This is a genomic window from Blastococcus sp. LR1, assembly GCF_020166105.1.
Classification (GTDB): Bacteria; Actinomycetota; Actinomycetes; order Mycobacteriales; family Geodermatophilaceae; genus Blastococcus.
Window position 1 is genome coordinate 238837 of sequence record NZ_JAIUJY010000002.1, and the last position, 18966, is coordinate 257802.

Here is an 18966-nt window from a genome sequence, read left to right on the forward strand (position 1 = left end):
CCGGACCGTCCCGTGCGCGTGCCGTTCAACGAGACCGTCCGCGAGTACCTCCTCCTCCAGTCCGAGCTCGAGGCCGCGGCGCTGCGGACCCTGCGCAGCGGCTGGTACGTGCACGGCCGGGAGCACTCCGCGTTCGAGGTCGAGCTCGCGACGACGGTCGGCGCCGCGCACGCCGTCGGCGTGGCCAGCGGCACCGACGCGCTGGAGCTGGCGCTGCGCGCGGTGGGAGCCGGCCCGGGCGCCGAGGTGGTGACGGCCGGCAACGCCGGTGGCTACGCGGCCACCGCGGCGCTCGCCGCCGGCGCGGACGTCGTCGTCGCCGATGTCGACCCGGGCACGATGCTGCTCGACCCGGAGAGCGCGGCGGCCGCGTGCACGCCCCGCACGGTGGCGGTCGTCGTCACGCACCTCTACGGGCGCGCGGCCGACGTGACCGCGCTCCGCGCCGCGCTGCCCGACGGCGTCGCGGTGGTGGAGGACTGCGCCCAGTCGATCGGCGCGCGCACCGCCGACGGGAGCTGCGGATCCCTCGGCGACGTCGGCACCTTCAGCTTCTACCCGACCAAGAACCTCGGCGCGCTCGGTGACGGAGGCGCGGTCACCTGCTCCTCCGACGAGTTCGCGGAGCGGCTCCGGGCGCTGCGCCAGTACGGCTGGTCGGAGCGGTACGTCATCGGGATCCCCGGTGGCCGCAACTCCCGGCTCGACGAGCTGCAGGCGGCGCTGCTGCGGGTCAAGCTGCCCCACCTGGCGGGCTGGAACGCCCGCCGCCGGGAGATCGTGGCCGAGTACGCCCGGGCAGCGGAGGGCACGGAGCTGGTCCTGCACCCGCCGGCCGCCGGCGACGTCGGCCATCTGGCCGTGGGGCGGCACCCGCGCCGCGACGAGTTCGCCGCGCGCCTCGCCGAGGCCGGAGTGGCGACCGCCGTGCACTACCCGGTGCCCGACCACCGGCAGCCGGCGCTGACCGTGCGCGTCGGACCGACGGGGGCGGAGGCGGTCGAGCAGGCCTGCGCCGAGGTCGTGAGCCTGCCCTGCTTCGCGCTCCTCACCGACGCCGAGGTCGAGGCCGTCTGCGCCGCCGTGCGCCGCTGCGCCTGATCCGGCGCCCAGCCTCTCAGCGCAGCTGCGCCGCGACCGCCAGACCCTGCACGACCTGGTCGCTCAGCGAGGAGACGCCCACCCCGGCCAGCACGCCGGTGGGCAGCGCCTCCGGGCAGGCCTCGGCGAGAGCGGCGCGGGCGTCCTCGTCGGCGGCGAGAGCGGCCGCGGTCGGAACGGCGATCCCGTTGGCCGACGTCATGGTCGCCAGCACCCGCACGTCGCGCAGCCCCTCCCCCTCGGTCACCGGGTCCACACCGAGCAGCTCGCACAGCTCGGACACCAGGCGGGGGCCGAGGTCCTCGCCCGGAAGGCGGGAACCGGCCTCCACCACGACGCGGTGCCACTCGGGGTCCCGGCCGGCCATCAGGTCCTGATCGGTGATCCGGTAGGTCGCGAGCGCGGGGTCGAGCACGGCCAGGCTCGGTGAGGGCGCCGTCATCGCCGCTCCGCGCACCAGGCAGCACACGACGACGACGGCAGCTCCCGGGACCCGCGCGGTGACGGGCAGTCCCAGCAGGTGCTGCACGCGGTCGTGGCCCAGTCCGAGCACCGGCCGGGCGTGCGAGACCACTGTGCCGTCCGCCGTCCTCACCTGCCAGCCCGCGGGCCCGGCGGCCAGCGACTCCACCGCCGCGGCCGACACGTGCACGTTCGGCAGCCGAGCCACCCGGCTCTCCAGAGCGGCGACCACCTCGGCGACGGCGCCGCCCTCGGTCGTCCAGAAGCGGTGCTCCGGCAGGCCGGCGGCCTCCCCGGCGCAGGCGGCGGCCAGCGTCTCGGGCCAGTAGAGCGGCAACCAGGCGGCGCGGTGGTAGCGGGCGAGCAGCTCGCCGGCGAGCGGTCCGAGCACCTTGTCCGCGAACGGCTCGACCAGCCGGCCGTGCAGCTGCGGTCCGTGGTTGAGCCGGGCGGCCTCCGCGTAGGTCAGCGTGTCGTAGGCGGCCCCGGTCGTCTTGGCGGCGGCGTGCGCGGGGTCGTTCCGGGACAGCGGCGCCGGCGGAGGGACGTCCAGCTCGGCGAGCACGTCGAGCCGGTCGGCGAGCAGGTGGTCCGGCCGCCGGCGACCCTCGACCAGGGCCTCGGGGGTCGGCGAGCACCGCAAGCCTGCGTGGGCGTCGAGCCAGTCGTCGACCAGCGTTCCGAACCGCGTCCAGTCGTAGCGGCGCTCGGGCCGGTAACCCGCGGGGTCCGGCGCCGGGCCGGAGCCGGGGCTGCGCTCGAGGACCACCATGCCGACGTCGAACGTGGTGCCGCTGACCGTCCGCCCGCGGAAGTGCCCGCCGGCGGGGCGCCCGTCGGTGACCAGGACGACGTCACGCCCGGCCTCGCCGAGCTCGGCGGCGGCCACCAGGACCGCGAGGTTGTTGCCGACCAGCAGCGCGTCAGTCACGACGGGGCTCCGCATCCATCCAGATCTCCGACCCGAGCTCCGGAAGCTGCTCGGTGAGCCGGTCGAGGCCGTCGAGGAGCTCGGGGGTGAGGAAGCCGTCGTCGACGAGCCGCTGCATCTGGGCGTGGGTGAACGGCTTGACGAGGATGCTGCCCCGCTCGCGCACGGTGAACCCGGCGGCGGTGAGCGCCCGCTCCAGGCTCCCGGCGTCGTAGATGCGGTGCTGCTGCAGCCGCCGCTGGTTCGCCGACTCCGCGGCGGGGTGCGGGATGAGACCCATCGCCACCGCGAGCAGCCGGTGCAGCGAGTGCGCGCTGGGCACGTTGACGTGCAGCACCCCGTTCGGCGCGCACAGGGTGCGGGCGCTCCCGAGCAGCAGCTCGGGGTCGGGGACCTCGTGCAGCAGCCCGCTCAGCACCACCATGTCGAAGGGGCCTCCGACGTCGTCGGGCCGGACATCCTCGGCCGGCCCCTGCACCACGGTGACCTGCGGGCGCCCCTCGCCCAGCCGGCGGGCGTGCTCGGCGAAGGCGGGAGTCGGCTCGATCACCGTGCAGGCGAGCTCCGGGAGATCGAGGAAGAGCGGCTCCTGACCGCAGCCGATCTCCAGGAGCCGGCGCGGCGCACGCGCCGCCACCCGGGACAGGACCCGGCGACGCCGGAAGCCCACCTGGATCGGCTCGAACGGTGACCGGCCGTACTCCTCGGCGTAGTCCCCGAGGTCGCGCGGCGCATCGCTCATGCGGCGACCCCCTTGCTCCCCAGCGACGCTACCAACACCTTCCGGGTGCCCGGGACGGCGCCGACGCTGCGCTTGAACTGCGCGAGCCCGCGGTTGGGCGAGCCGTCGTGCTCGCTCGAGGGGCCCAGGTCGAGCAGCCGCGCGCCGCCCTCGACCGACCGCTGGACGAGCAGGTGGGCCAGCAGATTCATCGGCGAGCGCTGCAGCCCGTGGTCGGGCCGGTCGCCCCAGGCGACGAGCAGGTCGACGTCGTCGAGCACCCGGTAGACGACGGCGGCGGCGACGTCCCGCCCGTCGTGGCGGAGCAGGCAGGCGCGGATGCTGCCGGGGAACGCGGCGCTCGCCCGGGACAGGTAGGACGCCGACAGGCCCGGCGGTCGGCCGTGCGCGGACCGGTTGGCCTCGAGGACGTCGGTGCACGCCGCCAGCAGGTCGTCGTCGTCGGCGTCGACCAGCGCGTAGGGCAGCCCCTGGTCCGCGCGGACGTCACGGGCGCGCTTCTTCCCGAGCAGCTCCAGCGGGTCCGCGCCGGCGGCGAGCGGGCGCAGGTCGACCGTGTGGTTGAGCCCGCAGAGCTCGACCCGGGCGCCGGCGCGGTGCAGCGCGTACTCCAGCAGCGGCTCGGCGGGCGAGTACTCCCCCGGCCGGCAGCGCACCCGCAGCGTCCGGAGACCGTCGGCCCGGGCGGCGGCCACCGCGCCGTCGACGAGACCGAGGACGTCGTCGAGCGTGGGGTCGGCCCGGGCCCAGTCCGGCCCGCCGAAGGGGGCGCTGTGCCCCGAGAGCAGCTCGCCGTCGGTCACCACGCCCTCGAGCACGCCGACCAGCCGGTCCCCGTCGCGGTGGACGTACCGCCAGCGGCTGCCCTCCGGCACACCGTTGAGGTCGTGGAACCCCGGGCGGCCGAACAGCAGGCCTCCACCAAAGAACTCGCCCACGGTCGTCAAGTCTCCCTCCCGCATCCGGTACCCGCCGACGCGATCATCCTGTTCTCTGGTCCCATGCCAGTCGTCGCGCCCCGCGGGGTGTCCCGTGGCTGACCCGCTCGTCAGCATCCTGATCCCGACGTACAACGGGGAACGCTTCCTCAAGCGGGCGCTCGCCTCCGCGCTGGACCAGAGCCTGACCGACATCGAGGTCGTCGTGGCCGACGACGCGTCCACCGACTCGACCCCGCAGATCCTGGCCGCGGCCGCCGCGGCCGACCCGCGGGTCCGGATCATCCGGCACGAGGAGAACGTCGGCGCCTACGACAACCCGCGGACGCTGCTCGAGGCGGCCCGCGGCGAGTTCGTGAAGTTCCTCCTGCACGACGACCTGCTCATGCGCGACTGCGTCAAGGAGCTGGTCCGCGGCATGCAGGCCACCGAGGGCTCGACCATCGCCTTCTCCCGGCGCTCCATCGTCGGCGAGGACGGCCGCCCCCTCCCCGACGGCGTGAAGGCGCCGCTGGTCGATCGCGCCGGCCCGCTGGACGGCCGGGAGCTCGGCGACCTGATGCTCTCCAACTGCGTGAACGTCATCGGGGAGATGACGACGGTGCTGTTCCGGCGCGCCGACGTCGATCCCGGGCACCTGTGGGAGGCCGACGGCCGGCGGCTGGCGGCCATGGGCGACCTGTACCTGTGGCTCTCGCTCCTCGCCCGCGGGAGCGCGTACTACAGCCCCCGCACGCTCAGCAGCTTCCGCCTGCACGGGGCGCAGCGCTCGAGTGACCAGGTGCGCGTCCTGCGCGGAGCCCTGGACTGGCCGGTCCTGGTCGACTGGGGTCGGCGGGCAGGCTTCCTCGCCGACCCGGCCCAGCAGCGGGCCGCGTTCGGGAAGGCGCTGCGCATCGCGGCGGACAACTACGTCGTCCTGCCGCCGAACGCAGGATCGGTCGCCGGCCTCGAGGCGACGTACCTGTCCCTCGTGGCCCTGGCCGAGCTGGAGGGGGCGCTGCCGGCGGACCAGGACCGGCCACTGCTCGAGCGGGCCCACGCGAGCGACGTCCTGAGCGCGCTCGCGGCTCCGTTCGACACGGCGATGCCGGACTGAGGAGTGCTGCACGAGCGCCGCGTGCTGAGTAGCCTCGGGCCACGATGACCGAGACCGCGAGCACCCCAGACGTAGCCCTCCGGTACCCCGGCGGCGAGCTCCCGCTCCCCCTCAAGCGAGGGACGGAGGGCTCCGACGGACTCGACACGAGCAAGCTGCTGGCGACGACCGGGCAGGTCGCGCTGGACATCGGCTTCGTGAACACCGCCAGCTGCACGTCGGCGATCACCTACATCGACGGTGACGCCGGCATCCTGCGCTACCGCGGGTACCCGATCGACCAGCTCGCGGAGAAGTCCAGCTTCCTGGAGGTCACCTACCTCCTCATCCACGGCGAGCTGCCCACCAGCGACCAGCTGGCCGAGTTCGACGGCAAGATCCGCCGGCACACGCTGCTGCACGAGGACCTCAAGCAGTTCTTCAACGGCTTTCCGCGCGACGCGCACCCGATGCCGGTGCTCTCCTCGGCGGTGAGCGCGCTGTCGACCTTCTACCAGGACTCGCTGGACCCCTTCGACGAGGAGCAGGTGGAGATCTCCACGCTGCGCCTGCTGGCGAAGGTGCCGACGATCGCGGCCTACGCGTACAAGAAGTCCGTCGGGCAGCCGTTCCTGTACCCCGACAACTCCTACGGCCTGGTCGAGAACTTCCTGCGGATGACCTTCGGGTTCCCGGCCGAGCCCTACGACATGGACCCGGACCTGGTGAAGGCCCTGGACATGCTCTTCGTCCTGCACGCCGACCACGAGCAGAACTGCTCGACGTCGACGGTGCGCCTGGTCGGCTCGTCGCACGCGAACATGTTCGCCTCGGTCTCCGCGGGCATCAACGCCCTGTTCGGCCCGCTGCACGGCGGCGCCAACCAGTCGGTGCTGGAGATGCTGGAGTCGATCAAGCGCGAGGGCGGCGACATCCCGTCGTTCGTGAACCGGGTCAAGAACAAGGAGCCCGGCGTCAAGCTGATGGGCTTCGGGCACCGGGTCTACAAGAACTACGACCCGCGTGCGGCGATCGTGAAGAAGACCGCCGACACCGTGCTGGACAAGCTCGGCGGCAGCAACGAGCTGCTCGACCTGGCCCGCCAGCTCGAGGAGATCGCGCTCAAGGACGACTACTTCGTCGAGCGCCGGCTCTATCCGAACGTCGACTTCTACACCGGGCTGATCTACCAGGCGATGGGCTTCCCGACGCGAATGTTCACCGTGCTGTTCGCCCTCGGCCGGCTCCCCGGCTGGATCGCCCAGTGGCGCGAGATGATCGCCGACCCGACCACCAAGATCGGCCGTCCGCGCCAGATCTACACCGGCGAGACCGAGCGGAACTACGTGCCGCTCAGCGGCCGCTAGCAGACCGAGCCCACCGGGCCGGGTGACCTCCAGAGGTCACCCGGCCCGTTGCGTCTCCCGGCGGGGTCCCTACGGTGGGTGCGCCCCAGCACTCGAGAGGACGACGACGCATGGCCGAGCTCCCCGGCGAGGACTTCCTCGTCCTGCCGCCCATGCCCCTGGCCACCGGCCAGCTGCTCGAACCCGAGGACGACGGCCCTCCGGTGCGGATCACCAAGCTCGAGTTCGTGATCTCCACGGAGGACGGCGGGGAGCTGCGCATCCCCCTCGTGCAGCGGCACGGCGCGTGGTGGGCGCCCTGAGCCGGTAGCCCCGGCGACCTCCCCCGAGGTTCACCCCTACCCGGACGGGTGACCCCGCCTCCGGCGGATTCTTCAAGCATTTCCCCCGGCGTGTCGATGGATGAGTACGAGCTCCTGGTCCCAGGAGCCCCATCCGTACCGTCGACGCCCCGGGAGACGCTGCAGTGCCTGCTCCGCGTACGCCCGCGCGTGCGTCCTCTCCCCGCTCCACCGCGCAGGGCCGGACCCGCACCACGGCCCCGACCCGCACCGCGACGACCCGCGCCACCGCCCCGACCCGCACCGCCCCGACCCGCACCCGCGCCGCGAGCGCTCCACGCCGCGACGGCCGACCGCCCCTGACCCCGGCGGAGGCCGCCGCCCTGCGCGACGCACTGGCAGCGCGGGATGCCCACGTCCGCACCGTCGCCCCGGCGCACGGCCGGACCGTGGCGGCCCGGCCCGGGGTCACCCCCGAGCAGCTGGCCGCCGCGCGTGCCGCCGTCGCCGCGCGCCGTTCAGGTGGAAGCCCGAGCACCCGGACTCCCGGGCGCCGGCCCGCCGCCGGGCGCAGCGCTGTCCGCCGGGCACCGGCCCGCAGCCGGAAGAAGCCGGCCCCGACCCCCCGCGAGCGCACCGGTTCGCGCTGGTCCACGCGGATCGGCGTCGTCGCCACGAGCGCTCTGCTGCTCCCCGTCGTCCTAGCCCTGGGCCTTCCCGCCCCCGATCAGCCGACCGGCGGCACCGACACCGTCACCCTGGCCCTCACCGCGCGCAGCTCGCTGCTCGAGCAGGCCGACCGCTACCGCCAGCTGGAGCGGGCCGCCGACCACCGCCGCGCCCGGCTGCAGCAGGCACGGGACGCCGAGGAGGCCGCCGAGCAGCGCTTCGCCGCGAAAAAGTCGACGGTCGGTGCCGGTGCCGCTCTGCTGTACCGCTCCGGGCCTGCCGACCGCCTGCCCGTACTGGCGCTCGACACACACACCGCCGACGCCGCCCCCGCCGTCTTCCTCCAGCAGGCCGTGGCGGAGCAGACCGAGTCGGAGATCCGGGCCGCCGTCGTCCACGCCCAGCGCGCGGCGAGCGACCTCCGGACCGCCGGCGCCCGCGTCGAGGCGGCCCGTGCCGACCTCGCCGCCGCCGAGGCCCGCGCCGAGGAGGTGCTGGTCGACGTGCGCGCCGAGGTCGACGAGCTCTCCCCCGCCGTCTCCGGCGTCCTGGCCGGCATCGGCACGATCCCCGTCGCCGGCCCCCAGCAGGACCGCAACGACGCCGTGATGCGCCGGTGGCAGGACTACCTGACCCGTCTCGCCACCGCCGGCATCGCGCCGCCGCCCGCGGCCTCGATCACCGATCCCGCGGCCCTTCCCGACGGCTTCTCCCCCGCGCTCGACGCCGACGGACGACCGCTTCCCGGCGTCGTGTGGGGGATCATCGGCACCGAGCCGGTCACCGTCCTCCCCGCGGAGACCGTGGCCGCGGTGAGCAACGCGCTGTCCCAGCTCGGCAAGCCGTTCGTGGCCGGCAGCGCCGGTCCGGACACCTACGACTGCGGCGGCTTCACCGCGGCGTCCTGGCTCATGGGCGGCTATGCGCTCGCCCGCAGCCCCCGCGCCCAGTGGGCCGGCGGCACCGCCGTCCCCGTGCGGGACCTGCAGGTCGGCGACCTGGTGTTCTCCCCCGGCGGCGCGGACGTCGGCATGTACCTCGGCGACGGCGACGTCGTCGGCGCCTCCGCCGCCACCTACCAGGTCGGCGTGCGGAGCCTGGCGCCCGGCGCCTCGGCGACCCGGGTGACCGCGCCCGCACCGTCCGGGCCCAACGCGCCGCTGCCGGCCCTCGCCGACCGCATCGGGGACTGCGGCGCGCCGCTGCCCGTCCCCGGCCCGGTCAACCCCGCGTGGGGTGGCTGGTCCAACGGCCGGATCCCGGTGGAGGCGCTCTGCCGCCTGGGCGTGGACGGGCACGCGCTGCGCTGCGACGCGGCCGCCTCCTACGCCCAGCTGGCCGAGGCCTACACGGCCGAGTTCGGCGCGACCCTGTGCATCACCGACTCCTACCGCTCCTTCGGCGGGCAGGTCGCGGCGTTCCGCAGCAAGCCGGCGCTGGCCGCCGTCCCCGGCACCTCGAACCACGGCTGGGCACTGGCGGTCGACCTGTGCGGCGGGATCAACGTCGCCGGGACGCCGCAGTGGAGCTGGATGACCGCGCACGCCGCGCGGTTCGGGTTCGTGCAGCCGGACTGGGCGCGCCCCGGTGCCGAGAAGCCCGAGCCGTGGCACTGGGAGTTCGGCTACATCTCCTAGCTCAGAGCCAGGGGAGGTCGACGACGTGCCGCCAGGGCAGCGTGACGCTGGCCTCGCTCGTCTGACCGGCCAGCCGCCGGGCCACTCCTGGCGAGGCGCAGACGAGCGGCCGGTGCGGGGTCACGACGAGGTGCATGTCCGGCGTCGACAGCCCGGCGGTGCCGATGCGGTGCAGCATCAGCTCCGGCGCGACCAGTGCCGAGGTCGCGAGGACCGGCACCGTGCGGTGCGACCACAGCGCGAGCGGCCCCTCGACGCGCATGTCGAGCGAGACGTCGTGCGCGCGGCCGGTCGCGGCGGAGCGGGTCCGGTGCAGTTCCACGGTGCGGGCGGCCGGAGAGGGCGCCCACCGGAGGGCGAGGTCGTCGCGCACCACGACCACGGTCCAGCCGACCGCGGTCTCCGCGGCGTCGGACCAGTCGACGACGGCGATGCCCGCGCGGGCCGCGGCGTCGTCGGTGACCGGGCGGCGGGCCACCCAGGCGCGCAGCGCGGTGGCGATGCCCGCGGGAGTCGGCGGCACGCCGGCCCGGCTCATGTCGTCGGCGAGCTCGACCAGCGGGATCTGCTGGGTGCGCTCGTCCTCCTCCACCCGCAGCGCCGTGCCGGCGCCGGGGCGGCGGACCAGCGCGAGGCGCAGCCGGGAGGTCTCGAGGCGGGGCAGCACGTCCGTCGCGACGTCGAGCAGGTCGGTGACGTCCACCGGGACGGCGCGGAGACGGTGCAGGAGGCGCGAGGAGGTGCCGAAGACGCTGGACGCCGTCACGGGCGCCCCCTCCTGCTGCCGAGGGTGGCGCGCAGGTTCTCGGGCAGCTCGGGCAGCTCCAGCACGCCGGCGAGCTCGGCCGGGCTGAGCCGGACCGGGAGCACGTCGTCGTCCCAGCCGGTGGCGAGCCGGACGCGTGCGGTCGAGGTGGGCCAGACCGCCTCGCGGGCGGCGGCCACGTGCAGCTCGGTCAGCACGTCCTGCAGGTGGATGGTCGTCACCGGATGTCCGTCCCCGTCGGCCAGAGCGGCCTCGACGGTGGTGGCGAGGAGCCGGCGGGCGGCCGAGTCCAGCCAGTACGGAACCAGTGTCTGGGAGCCGGCGTCACCGGCGGGCAGCGCGCTCATCGGTTCCCCGCCCGGTACCACGGTCCGGTTCCCCTGTCCGCCTGTTCGGCGTGGGAGCGATTGCTCGGACGTGGCGTCACACCGTGGATATCGGCAGCCTCGGGCCCCCGTGTACCCCTTCGCCGGCGGTTTTCCGAAAGCGACGTCGTGACCGCGCGTGTCGGCCTCCGACGTGACGCCCGTCGCACCTCGTGCGTAACCCCTGGTGAACCGGCGCGTTCTCATGGCGACACCCCACGACCGGGAGGCTCCCGTGCGCCGTACCGCCGCTCCGCTCGCCGTCGCCCTCGGGCTCTGCGCCGCACTCCTCACCGGCGGCACGTCGGCCGCCACCCCGGGGTCGGCGGACCGCCCCACCGGGAAGTCCGAGGCGCGCCCCGGTGGGGTGCGGGACGTCATGTTCGTCGGCAACAACTGGGACGGGACGGCGACCGTCGTCGACGCGCGGTCGCACCGGACCCTCTCCACGATCGACACGATCCCCGACCGGGCCGAGCGGATGGCCGAGATCTTCACCAGCCCGGACAAGCTGGTCTTCTACCTCGCGATCCAGGCGGCGATCGGCGAGGGGCGCGCGCAGTACACGGACGACATGTTCACCACGCACGACGGCCGGCTCCTCGCGGTCAGCCGGCCGAGCTTCGCCGACGTCGTCGGCCTCGACCTGGCCACCGGCCAGATCCGCTGGCGCTTCCCGATGGAGGGCTACCGCTCCGACCACATGGGCGTCTCCCCCGACGGGGAACGGCTGCTCGTCAGCGACTCCACCGCCAACAAGGTGCACGAGCTCGACATCCGCACCGGCACGAAGACCGGGGAGTTCCCCAGCGGGGACAGTCCGCACGAGAACAACTACACCGCCGACGGCGAGCGGGTGTTCCACGCCAGCATCGGGCGGGTCTACACCCCGACCGACCGGCCGATCCTCCGTCAGCCCCACGACACCGCCAAGGGCGAGCGGTACTTCCAGATCGTCCGCACCGACGACATGGCGATCGAGTCGCGCTGGGACATGGGCAAGGAGCTCGCCGAGGCGGGCTACCCGGACATGGAGTCGGCGGTGCGGCCGATGGCGGTGGCCCCCGACGAGCGCTTCGTCTACCTCCAGGTGTCGTTCTTCCACGGCTGGATCGAGTTCGACACGCAGGCGGCCGACCTCGACGCGGCCAGCAGCTACGAGGGCGAGCCCACGGTCGGCGCCGTCACCCGGGTGGTCGACCTGCCGAAGCGGACCACCGAGCCGCGGGAGCTCTACACCCTCGACTCCGCGCACCACGGCCTGGCGATGAACCCGGAGGGGACCACCCTCTGCGCCGCCGGGACCATGGACGGGTATGCGGCGATCATCGACCGGGACAGCGAGGAGTACTCCCTCGTCGAGGTCGGCGACAAGCCGTACTGGTCGACGAACGGCGTCTTCGGGGACGAGTGCTGGGTGTCGGTGAGCGGCGAGGACGAGGTCGTCGTCATCGACTACGACTCGGCGCAGGAGATCGCGCGGATCCCGGTCGGCGACCACCCCCAGCGCGTGCGCGAGGGCGTCGTCGCCAAGAACGTCCTCAAGACCTGGCGCTGACCGCCCCCTCCCTGATGATCAGGTGGGCTGATCACTAGGCGTCCTGGCTCACCGTCGATGGTGAGCCAGGACGCTCCATGGTGAGCCAGGACGGCGGCGCGCCGGCTCAGGCCGCCTCGGATTCCGATCCCGGCTCCGCGGTCGGCACGGCGCGGAACTGCCGCTGTCCCACGTACGGCGCGGCCAACAGCGACCGGATCCGCGCGACCTTGGCGGCCCACCCCGCACCGAGGTCCTGGTTGCCGACACGGACCACGCGAGCGCCCGTCTCTCGAAGCCGGTCCTCCCGCCGCTTCTCCTGCCAGAGCACTTCACCGGGCAACAGGCCGTTCCGGGGATCCAGGTACTTCACCTGCCCGTCGAACTCCACCGCCACCGCCGCCTCGGCGTACCAGGCGTCCACTCGGCCCACGAAGCCGGCGTCGTCGTAGATGTCCACCTGCAGCTCGGGGCGCGGGAGGCCAGCAGCCAGCAGCGCCAGCCGGCCCCGAGTCTCCAGCGGGGACTCCGCTCGCCCATCGCTCAGCTGGAGTGCGCGAGCAGCCCCGGCGATCCCGACGCGGTGGCTGCCGGACAGGACAGCGCGTCGGATCGCGGCCCGCCCGATCTTCCGTTCCTGCATCGCAGCGTCCATCGCGACGACGCTGTCGACGAACGACCACTCGCGCGCGCAGTCCACGAGGGTGCGCCCGGTCGACGTCGCCCGGAATCCCGTCCACGGGACGAGGTCCTCGTCCGGCAGTGCCGCACGCGCAACGCGGTAGCCCCGACCGCGACGCCACTGGTCGACGGCGGTGACGCGCACCTCGACGGGCTGCGCGCGTGGAATCACGAGCCCGTGCAGCTGGGCAGCCGACGCGTGGCTCAGCACCGGCCCGGGGCCGAGGCTCAGGAGCACCGCGAGGGCGTCGATCAGATGCCGTGACCGAGCATCTGCTGCGACGACGTCGCCCGACGCGATGTAGACGCCCTTGCGGAGGCGGATCCAGCGGCGGGTTCTCAGCTCGGAGCGGATGTCGTCGACGAGATAGCCGACGCCGAGCGCCTCCTGGCTGGTGAACACCCCGAGGCGAGTATCGGCGATGGCACGAAGCTCCGGATGCATCCGGAAAGTGTGGCCATCTCCACCCGCCGGCTGGGCGAATGCGGCGGTTCCTGTGGACGAGCACCGTCCTGGCTCACCATGCGGCGTCCTGGCTCACCGTCGATGGTGAGCCAGGACCCCTGTTGATCAGGAGACCTGATCAACAACAGGGGAAGGTCAGTCGGCGAGTTCGGCGAGACGGTCCTTGAGCGCGTTCTCCACGCGGTCGGCGTAGACGTTCATGTTCCGCACCGAGGTGTTGAGGTCGGACGACAGCTGCGTCTTGGTCTGCCCGCCCCAGGTGGTGAGGTACCAGGTCGCCCAGCCGAGCACGTTGGGCTGACCGGCGCGCTGGTCGCGACGGGCCTCGGGGTCCGGGGCGCAGGCGGCGGTGAGGGCGTGCGAGAGCAGGGTCTGCTCCGCCTCGCCCATGATCTCGTCGGGCGCCTCGCAGGAGTCCGGCAGCAGGATCTCGGTCGCGTCGGGCGCGCCGTCCAGCGACTGGAGGTTGCGCAGCCCGTTGAGCGTGGCGACGGTCTGGGAGTTGCGGCGCAGGGTGGCGACGCTCTGCCCCATGTAGGCGGCCAGCTCCTTCTCCGAGGGCCGGCGCTGGTGCTCGGCCATGAAGGAGGCGATCGCCTTCTGCTGCTTGTGCTCGGTGTCGGCGGCGGTGCGCCCGTGCGCGTTGCGACCGAGGTCGTGCACCCACTTGGAGAGCTGGGTGGCCAGGAACGCGCCGAACGGGACCGACTTCGTCTCGTCGTACTGCGCGACGGCCTTCAGCACCCACTCGTAGACCTGCTGGCCGAGGTCGTCGGGGTCGGGCAGGTGCAGCCGGATCGTGCTCATGTTGCGCTGCAGGCGCTTGAGGCTGACCGGTCCGTAGTGCCGGCACAGGTCGGCGAGGAAGTCCGAGGGCAGGTCGCGCGGCGCCCGGCGGCGGACGTCGGTCTCGGCGCGGAGGCCGATCGTCGTGACGCCGGCACCCGCGCACCAGGCCTTGATCCAGTCGGCGAGCACGGCGGCCGTGCCGCAGGCGCCGTCGACCCTGTAGAGGCCGTCGCCCTGGTCGTAGCTGACGGTCACGCCGTCGGGGAGCTCGCTGCGGAACTGCTCGAGCGGGAGCTCCTGGTCGGCGCGGAAGTGCACCCGGTCGCGCGGGGTGATGGGCGCCAGCGCCCACCCCTCGGCCTCGGGGATGCCGCCGAACACCAGGGGCTGGCGGGCGCGGCTGCGGTCGTCGGTGGTGGACGCGTTCGAGATGCGGTCGGACATGGGGATCTCCTGGGCACTACGGGGAAGAAGGGGTCACCGGAGAGCCGGGGACCCGTACTGCGGAGGAGGCCGTCAGGCCGAGATGCGCTCGCCCGGACCGGGGAGACGCGGAGCGGGGATCGGGGAGACCGGCGCCGAGGCGGGCCGGGCGTCACCCAGGTCGGCGACCAGGTCGTCGACGCGGGCGGTGCCGTCGGCGATGCGGTCGAAGAGCGCCGTGGCGGCCGCGCGCTCGGCGGCGCTGGGCTCGGCGGTGTAGACCGGCATGTGGTCGTACAGCGAGGTGAACATCGCCGAGACGAAGGCGTAGGCCGCCTGCGCCTGGGGCGAGAACTTCGCGATGGCGGTGCGCGGACCGAGGTCGATGCCGACGGTCACGCGAGCCACGCGGGCGTCCTTGCTCAGCCCGCTGACGGTGACGACGACGTCCTCGTGCTCGGCAGCCAGTGCCGCGAGTGCCGCCAGGCACTTGCGGGTTGCGCCGCGCCGCGGTCGCAGCTGCACGTGGACCACCACGGACTCCTGCTCACCGGTCTGGTCGCCGGCCACCGAAGTAGCGAATGCGTTCCGTGCCATGTTCATCGCCCCCTATCACTTGCGTAGGGAGGAATCTGCCGCATGAGCGGACCGAACACGGCACACAACTCGCTGTGTCGACGCAGTTGTACGACCGAAGCTTCGGCAATAGTTGCCCGTGTCGCACCCGCCCCGGTCGGCGATGCCGTCAACTTGGCACGGTTTGCCGAGGAGTCACCCCCTGCTGCCGTGCACTTCTGTCAGTCGACGGCGCGCGTCGACGCGTCGGGGGCGTCCGGAGCGGCGGTCTCGATCTCCACGACCACCTCGACGGTGTCCTCCGCGGCGGGTGCCGGCGCGAACGCCGCCAGCGCGCCGAGGGTGTCGGCGGTGACCTGGGCCGCGAGCAGGTTCGCCTCGGCGATCTGCTTGTAGACCTCTTCGCGGTGGATCGCGACCTCGCGCGGGGCCTTGAAGCCCAGGCGGACGGTGCCACCGCGGACCTCGACGACGTGGACCTCGATGTCGTCTCCGATGCGGATGGTCTCGCCGACGCTGCGGGTGAGTGTGAGCACGTGTACCCCTCCATGGGTGTTGTGGTGGCCGTCCGTGGCGGTGCCCGCCGGTGCGGGCGCGGGGTCGCGGAACGCGACCCTCCAGAGGTTATCGGCGGAGGCGCCGCCGAAGGGGAAGAGATCCGTCGGTCAGGACCACCTGGCGGGCCCGGCGCGTCGAGGGGGCGACGACGACAGGAGCGCGGAGGTTGGCCGTGGCCTCACGGACATCGCCGTCGGGCACGCTGACCAGGCAGTACACCTGGGCGTCCGCCAGGTCGGCCAGGCCGAGCTCTCCCCGCACCGCGGCCGGGATCGCCGGCGCGTAGTCGGGGAAGAACTGCTGGGCCGGCACGGCCAGGAACCGCGGCCCGTCCGGGTCGACGGCCTGCAGCCAGAAGAGCAGGCCGGAGGTGTCGCCCGGCACGAGGGCGTACTCGCGATGAGCGGGGAAACCCGGCACGGGCTCGGCGAACGACAGCACCTGGACCGGGGGCGGAGCCGGTGCTGTCGTCGGAGCCTGGACGGGCGCGCCCGCGAGTCGGGTGGTCATCAGCGCAGGTAGTCCAGCAGCGAGGGCGTGATGGCCTTCGCGGTCGCCGCCAGGGCGGCCTCGTAGCCGGTCTGCTGCATCTGCATCCGCATGATCGTGTTGGGCAGGTCGATGTTCTCGACCTCCGCCAGCTGCGAGTCCAGCGAGATGGACATGTCGAAGTTGATCTGCGACTCGCGGTCCATCCGCGCCCCGCGGGCACCGATGTCGGCGACCGACGACTGCATGTTCTTCATGACGACGTCGAGGTCCGCGAGGTCCGTCTCGAGCGCCGCGGTGTCAGCGGGAACAGCGGCGAGGTTCTTGGCGATCCGGTCGACGACGGCGAACAGGCCCGCCTCGTCGGAGCCGAACGCCTCGCGCCCGGTGAGGTCCACCCGGATCGACTCGGTGTTCGACACCCGCCGCTCCACCGGGGAGCCCTCGACGCCCTGGAAGGCACCGGTCTCGACGTCGTAGGCCCGCTGCCCCATCGTGATGCCGCCGAAGAGCGGGCGGCCGGCGACAGCGGTGTTCGCCAGGCCGAGCAGGCTCTGCCGCAGGCTCGCGGTCTCGGTGGCCAGCGCCTTGCGGCTGGACTCCGACATCGCGCCGTCGTTGGAGCCCTGGACCGTGAGTTCGCGGACCTTGCGGGTGACGTCGAGCATCTGGCGCAGCGTCGAGTCGGTCTGGTTGAGCCAGCTCTGCCCGTCAGAGATGTTGCGGGCGAACTGCTCCGTCGAGTCCTGGTCGGCCCGCGTCTGCATCGCGCGGTTCGTGCCGGTCGGCGAGTCCGACGGGGCGCTGAGCATGCGCCCCGAGGTGAGCTGCTCCTGGAGCCTGCTGAAGGCGTCCAGGTTCCGGTTGAGTCCCTGGAGGCTGGTGAGGGCGACGGCGCGCTGGGTGATCCGCATTCAGATCAGCGCCCCACGAGCCCGGTGCGGTTGATCAGCACGTCGAGCGCCTCGTCGAGCGCGGTGACCATGCGGCCCGCGGCCGCGTAGGCCTGCTGGTACGAGAGCATGTTCGTGAGCTCCTCGTCGAGGTTGACGCCCGCGACGGACTCCCGCGCGGCGTCGATCGTGGTCGTGATGCTGGTCTGGATGTCGAGGTTGCGCTGGGACACCGCGGACTGGACGCCGAGCTCGACGATCATCTTGCGGTAGCCGGTGTCGATGCCGTTCGGCGCCTTGGCCAGCTGGGCGATCCGGTCGGCGTTGCCCCGGTCCAGGTTCGCCGCGCCCGGGACGCCCGAGGCCGCGAGGCGGTCGGTGTCGGTGATCATGACCTTGATGTTGGTCGCGGTGACCTTGCTGCCGTCGGGGCTGCCGAGCAGCGGCCCGCCCTTGACGCCGGTGAGGTCGTACCCCTCGCCGTGTGCGGCGTTGAGCGTCTCCGACAGGTTGAACGCCATCTCGTCGAGCTGGCCGCGGTAACCGGGCAGGATCGTGTTCAGGGTGTTCACCTGGCCGGCAGCCGTGCCACCCACTCGGACGCTGAAGTTGCCGATCGCGGTGGCGATGCGCAGCGGGTCGCTCCCGGTCCCGTCCGGGTCGTTGGTGCCGACGAGCGCGAACTTCGTCGGGGTGCCCCCGGAGACCAGGCTCATCCCGCCGACCGCCACGTCCAGGACGCCGTCCTTGCCCTGGCGCACGGTGGCGCCGACGTGGTCGGCGAGCTTCATGACCAGCACGTCGCGCTGGTCGGAGAGGTCGTTGGCCGGCAGGCCGCTCTGCGTGGCCCGCTGGATGGCGATGTTGAGCTGGGCGATGTTCTCCGCCGCGGCGTTCACGTCGTCCACCAGCACGGAGAGGTTGTTGCGCGTCTGGTCCCACTGCCCGGTGAGCTGCTCCTGGGCGAAGTGCATACCGCCGACCAGGGTCTCCATGCGCTTGAGGACCTGGCCGCGCGCCGCCGGCTCGGACGGGCTGTTGGCGACGTCCTGCCAGCCGTTCCACATCTCCGTCAGCATCTTCTGCATGCCCGTGTTGCCGGGCTCGCGGAAGGCCTGCTCGACCAGCTCGTAGGCGTCGGTCTCGGCGACGAGCTGACCCAGGTTGGCGTGCTCGGTGTGCCCGCGCCCCTCGAGAAAGGCGTCGCGGATGCGCATGACGTCGTCGGCGTTGACGCCCTGGCCGATGCCCGAGGACGTCGAAAAGAAGGCCGGCACGCTGCTGCCGCCGATGGCCGCCAGGTCGACCCGCTGCCGGGAGTAGCCCTCGGTGTTGACGTTGGCGATGTTCTGACCGGTGACGTCGAGGCCGCGCCGGTTCGCCCACAGCGCGGTGGTGGCGGCGTTCAGGCCGGAGAAGGTGCTCATAGGGCTCCGTCCAGGGTCACGGCGCGGTTGCTCCCGTCGGAATGCCGACCGGTCGCGCCATAGGTGCCGGCCGAGGGGGTGCGCACCTGCAGGAGGGCGTCACCGATGGCCGAGAGGCCGCTCTCGATCAGCTCGCGGTTGGCGTCGGAGAGGCTGCGAAGCTCGGTGACCAGCACCAGCAGCGCCTCGTGGTGCTTGGCGTAGAGGTCGTTCCACGGCGCGGGGGCCACCTCGGCCACCTGCCGGAGCGAGGGGTTCGACTCGATGCCCAGCTGCTGGGCCACGACCTCGGTCGCGGCGGCCCGCTCCACCTCCAGGGTGCGCAGCTGGTCGAGCACCACCTCGATCTCGTGGGCGATCCGCTGCAGCCAGCGGGTCTTGCCCGTGAGGATCAGGTACTGCTTCTCCTCTGCCTTGAACAGCAGCAGGTCCAGGAGCTCCTGCTCCCGCCACAGCAACGTCGACAGGTGCTGGTAGTCCACGTGTCCACCGCCTTCCGTCGTCCTGCTCGTCATCTGCGGCGGTCTCCCCTGCCCTGCACCTCGGCGACGAGGAGGGCCCGGGGTCGAACCGCCATCGGTGCTGCCATCGGCACCCGTTCGGAGCAGGTCAAGCCGAAGCACCCAAGTGCCGCTCAAGTTCCCCGCGATTTGTGCCGACGGGTGGTGCCGACCCGGCCGAGGCCCGCCGATCTATACGGACGTGACCCCAGTCCGTGCCCTCGTCTCCGAGCGCCCCCTCCGTGAGCGCTCCGCACACGATCGGCCCTCGCGTGAGCGGCCCCAGAACG

19 protein-coding genes are annotated in these 18966 nt (G+C 73.1%); 6 read left to right on the forward strand and 13 right to left on the reverse strand.

What is annotated here, in order from left to right:
* The first annotated feature begins 18 nt into the window (after positions 1 to 18).
* Complete coding sequence (locus LBW97_RS05800; RefSeq protein WP_224498466.1) at positions 19 to 1101, forward strand: DegT/DnrJ/EryC1/StrS aminotransferase family protein; 1083 nt, start codon at positions 19 to 21, stop codon at positions 1099 to 1101.
* Positions 1102 to 1117: 16 nt separating this feature from the next.
* On the opposite strand, the gene LBW97_RS05805 is transcribed toward LBW97_RS05800, so the two are convergent.
* The 3 genes from LBW97_RS05805 to LBW97_RS05815 are packed head-to-tail and all read right to left on the reverse strand — an operon-like array spanning position 1118 to position 4174.
* On the reverse strand, positions 1118 to 2494 hold the full coding sequence (locus LBW97_RS05805) for a hypothetical protein (RefSeq protein ID WP_224498467.1): 1377 nt from the start codon (positions 2492 to 2494) through the stop codon (positions 1118 to 1120).
* A complete protein-coding gene (locus LBW97_RS05810) occupies positions 2487 to 3236 on the reverse strand; it encodes a bifunctional 2-polyprenyl-6-hydroxyphenol methylase/3-demethylubiquinol 3-O-methyltransferase UbiG (protein ID WP_224498468.1) in 750 nt (249 codons plus the stop codon). Before LBW97_RS05810 ends, LBW97_RS05805 begins: the two co-directional genes overlap by 8 nt.
* Complete coding sequence (locus tag LBW97_RS05815; RefSeq protein ID WP_224499014.1) at positions 3233 to 4174, reverse strand: GNAT family N-acetyltransferase; 942 nt, start codon at positions 4172 to 4174, stop codon at positions 3233 to 3235. Before LBW97_RS05815 ends, LBW97_RS05810 begins: the two co-directional genes overlap by 4 nt.
* 94 nt (positions 4175 to 4268) lie before the next feature.
* Here LBW97_RS05815 and LBW97_RS05820 point away from each other — a divergent pair, with 94 nt between their 5' ends.
* From LBW97_RS05820 to LBW97_RS20350, 4 genes are all read left to right on the forward strand, one after another.
* Positions 4269 to 5273: a glycosyltransferase family 2 protein gene (locus LBW97_RS05820; RefSeq protein ID WP_224498469.1), complete on the forward strand. Its 1005-nt coding sequence runs from the start codon at positions 4269 to 4271 to the stop codon at positions 5271 to 5273.
* 44 nt (positions 5274 to 5317) lie between these two features.
* Positions 5318 to 6619, forward strand: a complete 1302-nt coding sequence (locus tag LBW97_RS05825) for a citrate synthase (RefSeq protein ID WP_224498470.1) — start codon at positions 5318 to 5320, stop codon at positions 6617 to 6619.
* Between the two features lie 110 nt (positions 6620 to 6729).
* The gene (locus LBW97_RS05830; RefSeq protein WP_224498471.1) at positions 6730 to 6921 is read left to right on the forward strand and encodes a hypothetical protein; all 192 of its coding nucleotides are present in this window, start codon (positions 6730 to 6732) and stop codon (positions 6919 to 6921) included.
* A gap of 164 nt (positions 6922 to 7085) precedes the next feature.
* Entirely contained in the window at positions 7086 to 9206 is a 2121-nt protein-coding gene (locus LBW97_RS20350) for an NlpC/P60 family protein (RefSeq protein WP_224498472.1), read from the forward strand.
* 1 nt (position 9207) lies between these two features.
* Here the strand turns inward: LBW97_RS20350 and LBW97_RS05840 are convergent, their stop codons facing one another.
* Both LBW97_RS05840 and LBW97_RS05845 read right to left on the reverse strand, forming a co-directional pair.
* Positions 9208 to 9972 (reverse strand): hypothetical protein, encoded by a 765-nt coding sequence (locus LBW97_RS05840; RefSeq protein ID WP_224498473.1) that lies wholly within the window; start codon positions 9970 to 9972, stop codon positions 9208 to 9210.
* Positions 9969 to 10319, reverse strand: coding sequence for a hypothetical protein (locus tag LBW97_RS05845; protein WP_224498474.1), 351 nt, complete (start codon positions 10317 to 10319; stop codon positions 9969 to 9971). Before LBW97_RS05845 ends, LBW97_RS05840 begins: the two co-directional genes overlap by 4 nt.
* A gap of 253 nt (positions 10320 to 10572) precedes the next feature.
* On the opposite strand from LBW97_RS05845, the gene LBW97_RS05850 reads away from it, so the two are divergent.
* Positions 10573 to 11895 carry a YncE family protein gene (locus tag LBW97_RS05850; RefSeq protein WP_224498475.1) on the forward strand — a complete coding sequence of 441 codons (1323 nt, stop codon included), beginning with the start codon at positions 10573 to 10575 and terminating at the stop codon, positions 11893 to 11895.
* A 106-nt stretch (positions 11896 to 12001) separates the two neighbouring features.
* Here the strand turns inward: LBW97_RS05850 and LBW97_RS05855 are convergent, their stop codons facing one another.
* The 8 genes from LBW97_RS05855 to LBW97_RS05890 form a co-directional block, all read right to left on the reverse strand.
* Positions 12002 to 13000, reverse strand: a complete 999-nt coding sequence (locus LBW97_RS05855) for a hypothetical protein (protein WP_224498476.1) — start codon at positions 12998 to 13000, stop codon at positions 12002 to 12004.
* A 156-nt stretch (positions 13001 to 13156) separates the two neighbouring features.
* On the reverse strand, positions 13157 to 14254 hold the full coding sequence (locus tag LBW97_RS05860) for a flagellar biosynthesis protein FliA (protein ID WP_224498477.1): 1098 nt from the start codon (positions 14252 to 14254) through the stop codon (positions 13157 to 13159).
* Between the two features lie 72 nt (positions 14255 to 14326).
* Complete coding sequence (locus LBW97_RS05865; RefSeq protein ID WP_224498478.1) at positions 14327 to 14830, reverse strand: hypothetical protein; 504 nt, start codon at positions 14828 to 14830, stop codon at positions 14327 to 14329.
* A gap of 200 nt (positions 14831 to 15030) precedes the next feature.
* Positions 15031 to 15345: a carbon storage regulator CsrA gene (csrA, locus tag LBW97_RS19845; protein ID WP_308010427.1), complete on the reverse strand. Its 315-nt coding sequence runs from the start codon at positions 15343 to 15345 to the stop codon at positions 15031 to 15033.
* A gap of 88 nt (positions 15346 to 15433) precedes the next feature.
* A complete protein-coding gene (gene fliW, locus LBW97_RS05875) occupies positions 15434 to 15877 on the reverse strand; it encodes a flagellar assembly protein FliW (protein WP_224498479.1) in 444 nt (147 codons plus the stop codon).
* Positions 15877 to 16770, reverse strand: a complete 894-nt coding sequence (gene flgL / locus LBW97_RS05880) for a flagellar hook-associated protein FlgL (protein ID WP_224498480.1) — start codon at positions 16768 to 16770, stop codon at positions 15877 to 15879. Before flgL ends, fliW begins: the two co-directional genes overlap by 1 nt.
* Before the next feature lie 5 nt (positions 16771 to 16775).
* Positions 16776 to 18176, reverse strand: coding sequence for a flagellar hook-associated protein FlgK (gene flgK / locus LBW97_RS05885; RefSeq protein WP_224498481.1), 1401 nt, complete (start codon positions 18174 to 18176; stop codon positions 16776 to 16778).
* Complete coding sequence (locus LBW97_RS05890) at positions 18173 to 18658, reverse strand: flagellar protein FlgN (protein ID WP_224498482.1); 486 nt, start codon at positions 18656 to 18658, stop codon at positions 18173 to 18175. The genes flgK and LBW97_RS05890 overlap by 4 nt, the downstream gene beginning before the upstream one ends.
* Positions 18659 to 18966: the final 308 nt, after the last annotated feature.

Bases quoted from the DNA above. Each gene is read 5' to 3' on its own strand.
- LBW97_RS05810 (WP_224498468.1), bottom strand. From the start codon at position 3,236: ATGAGCGATGCGCCGCGCGACCTCGGGGACTACGCCGAGGAGTACGGC.
- LBW97_RS05825 (WP_224498470.1), top strand. From the start codon at position 5,318: ATGACCGAGACCGCGAGCACCCCAGACGTAGCCCTCCGGTACCCCGGC.
- LBW97_RS05830 (WP_224498471.1), top strand. From the start codon at position 6,730: ATGGCCGAGCTCCCCGGCGAGGACTTCCTCGTCCTGCCGCCCATGCCC.
- LBW97_RS05845 (WP_224498474.1), bottom strand. From the start codon at position 10,319: ATGAGCGCGCTGCCCGCCGGTGACGCCGGCTCCCAGACACTGGTTCCG.
- LBW97_RS05855 (WP_224498476.1), bottom strand. From the start codon at position 13,000: ATGCATCCGGAGCTTCGTGCCATCGCCGATACTCGCCTCGGGGTGTTC.
- LBW97_RS05860 (WP_224498477.1), bottom strand. From the start codon at position 14,254: ATGTCCGACCGCATCTCGAACGCGTCCACCACCGACGACCGCAGCCGC.
- LBW97_RS05865 (WP_224498478.1), bottom strand. From the start codon at position 14,830: ATGGCACGGAACGCATTCGCTACTTCGGTGGCCGGCGACCAGACCGGT.
- fliW (WP_224498479.1), bottom strand. From the start codon at position 15,877: ATGACCACCCGACTCGCGGGCGCGCCCGTCCAGGCTCCGACGACAGCA.
- flgL (WP_224498480.1), bottom strand. From the start codon at position 16,770: ATGCGGATCACCCAGCGCGCCGTCGCCCTCACCAGCCTCCAGGGACTC.
- flgK (WP_224498481.1), bottom strand. From the start codon at position 18,176: ATGAGCACCTTCTCCGGCCTGAACGCCGCCACCACCGCGCTGTGGGCG.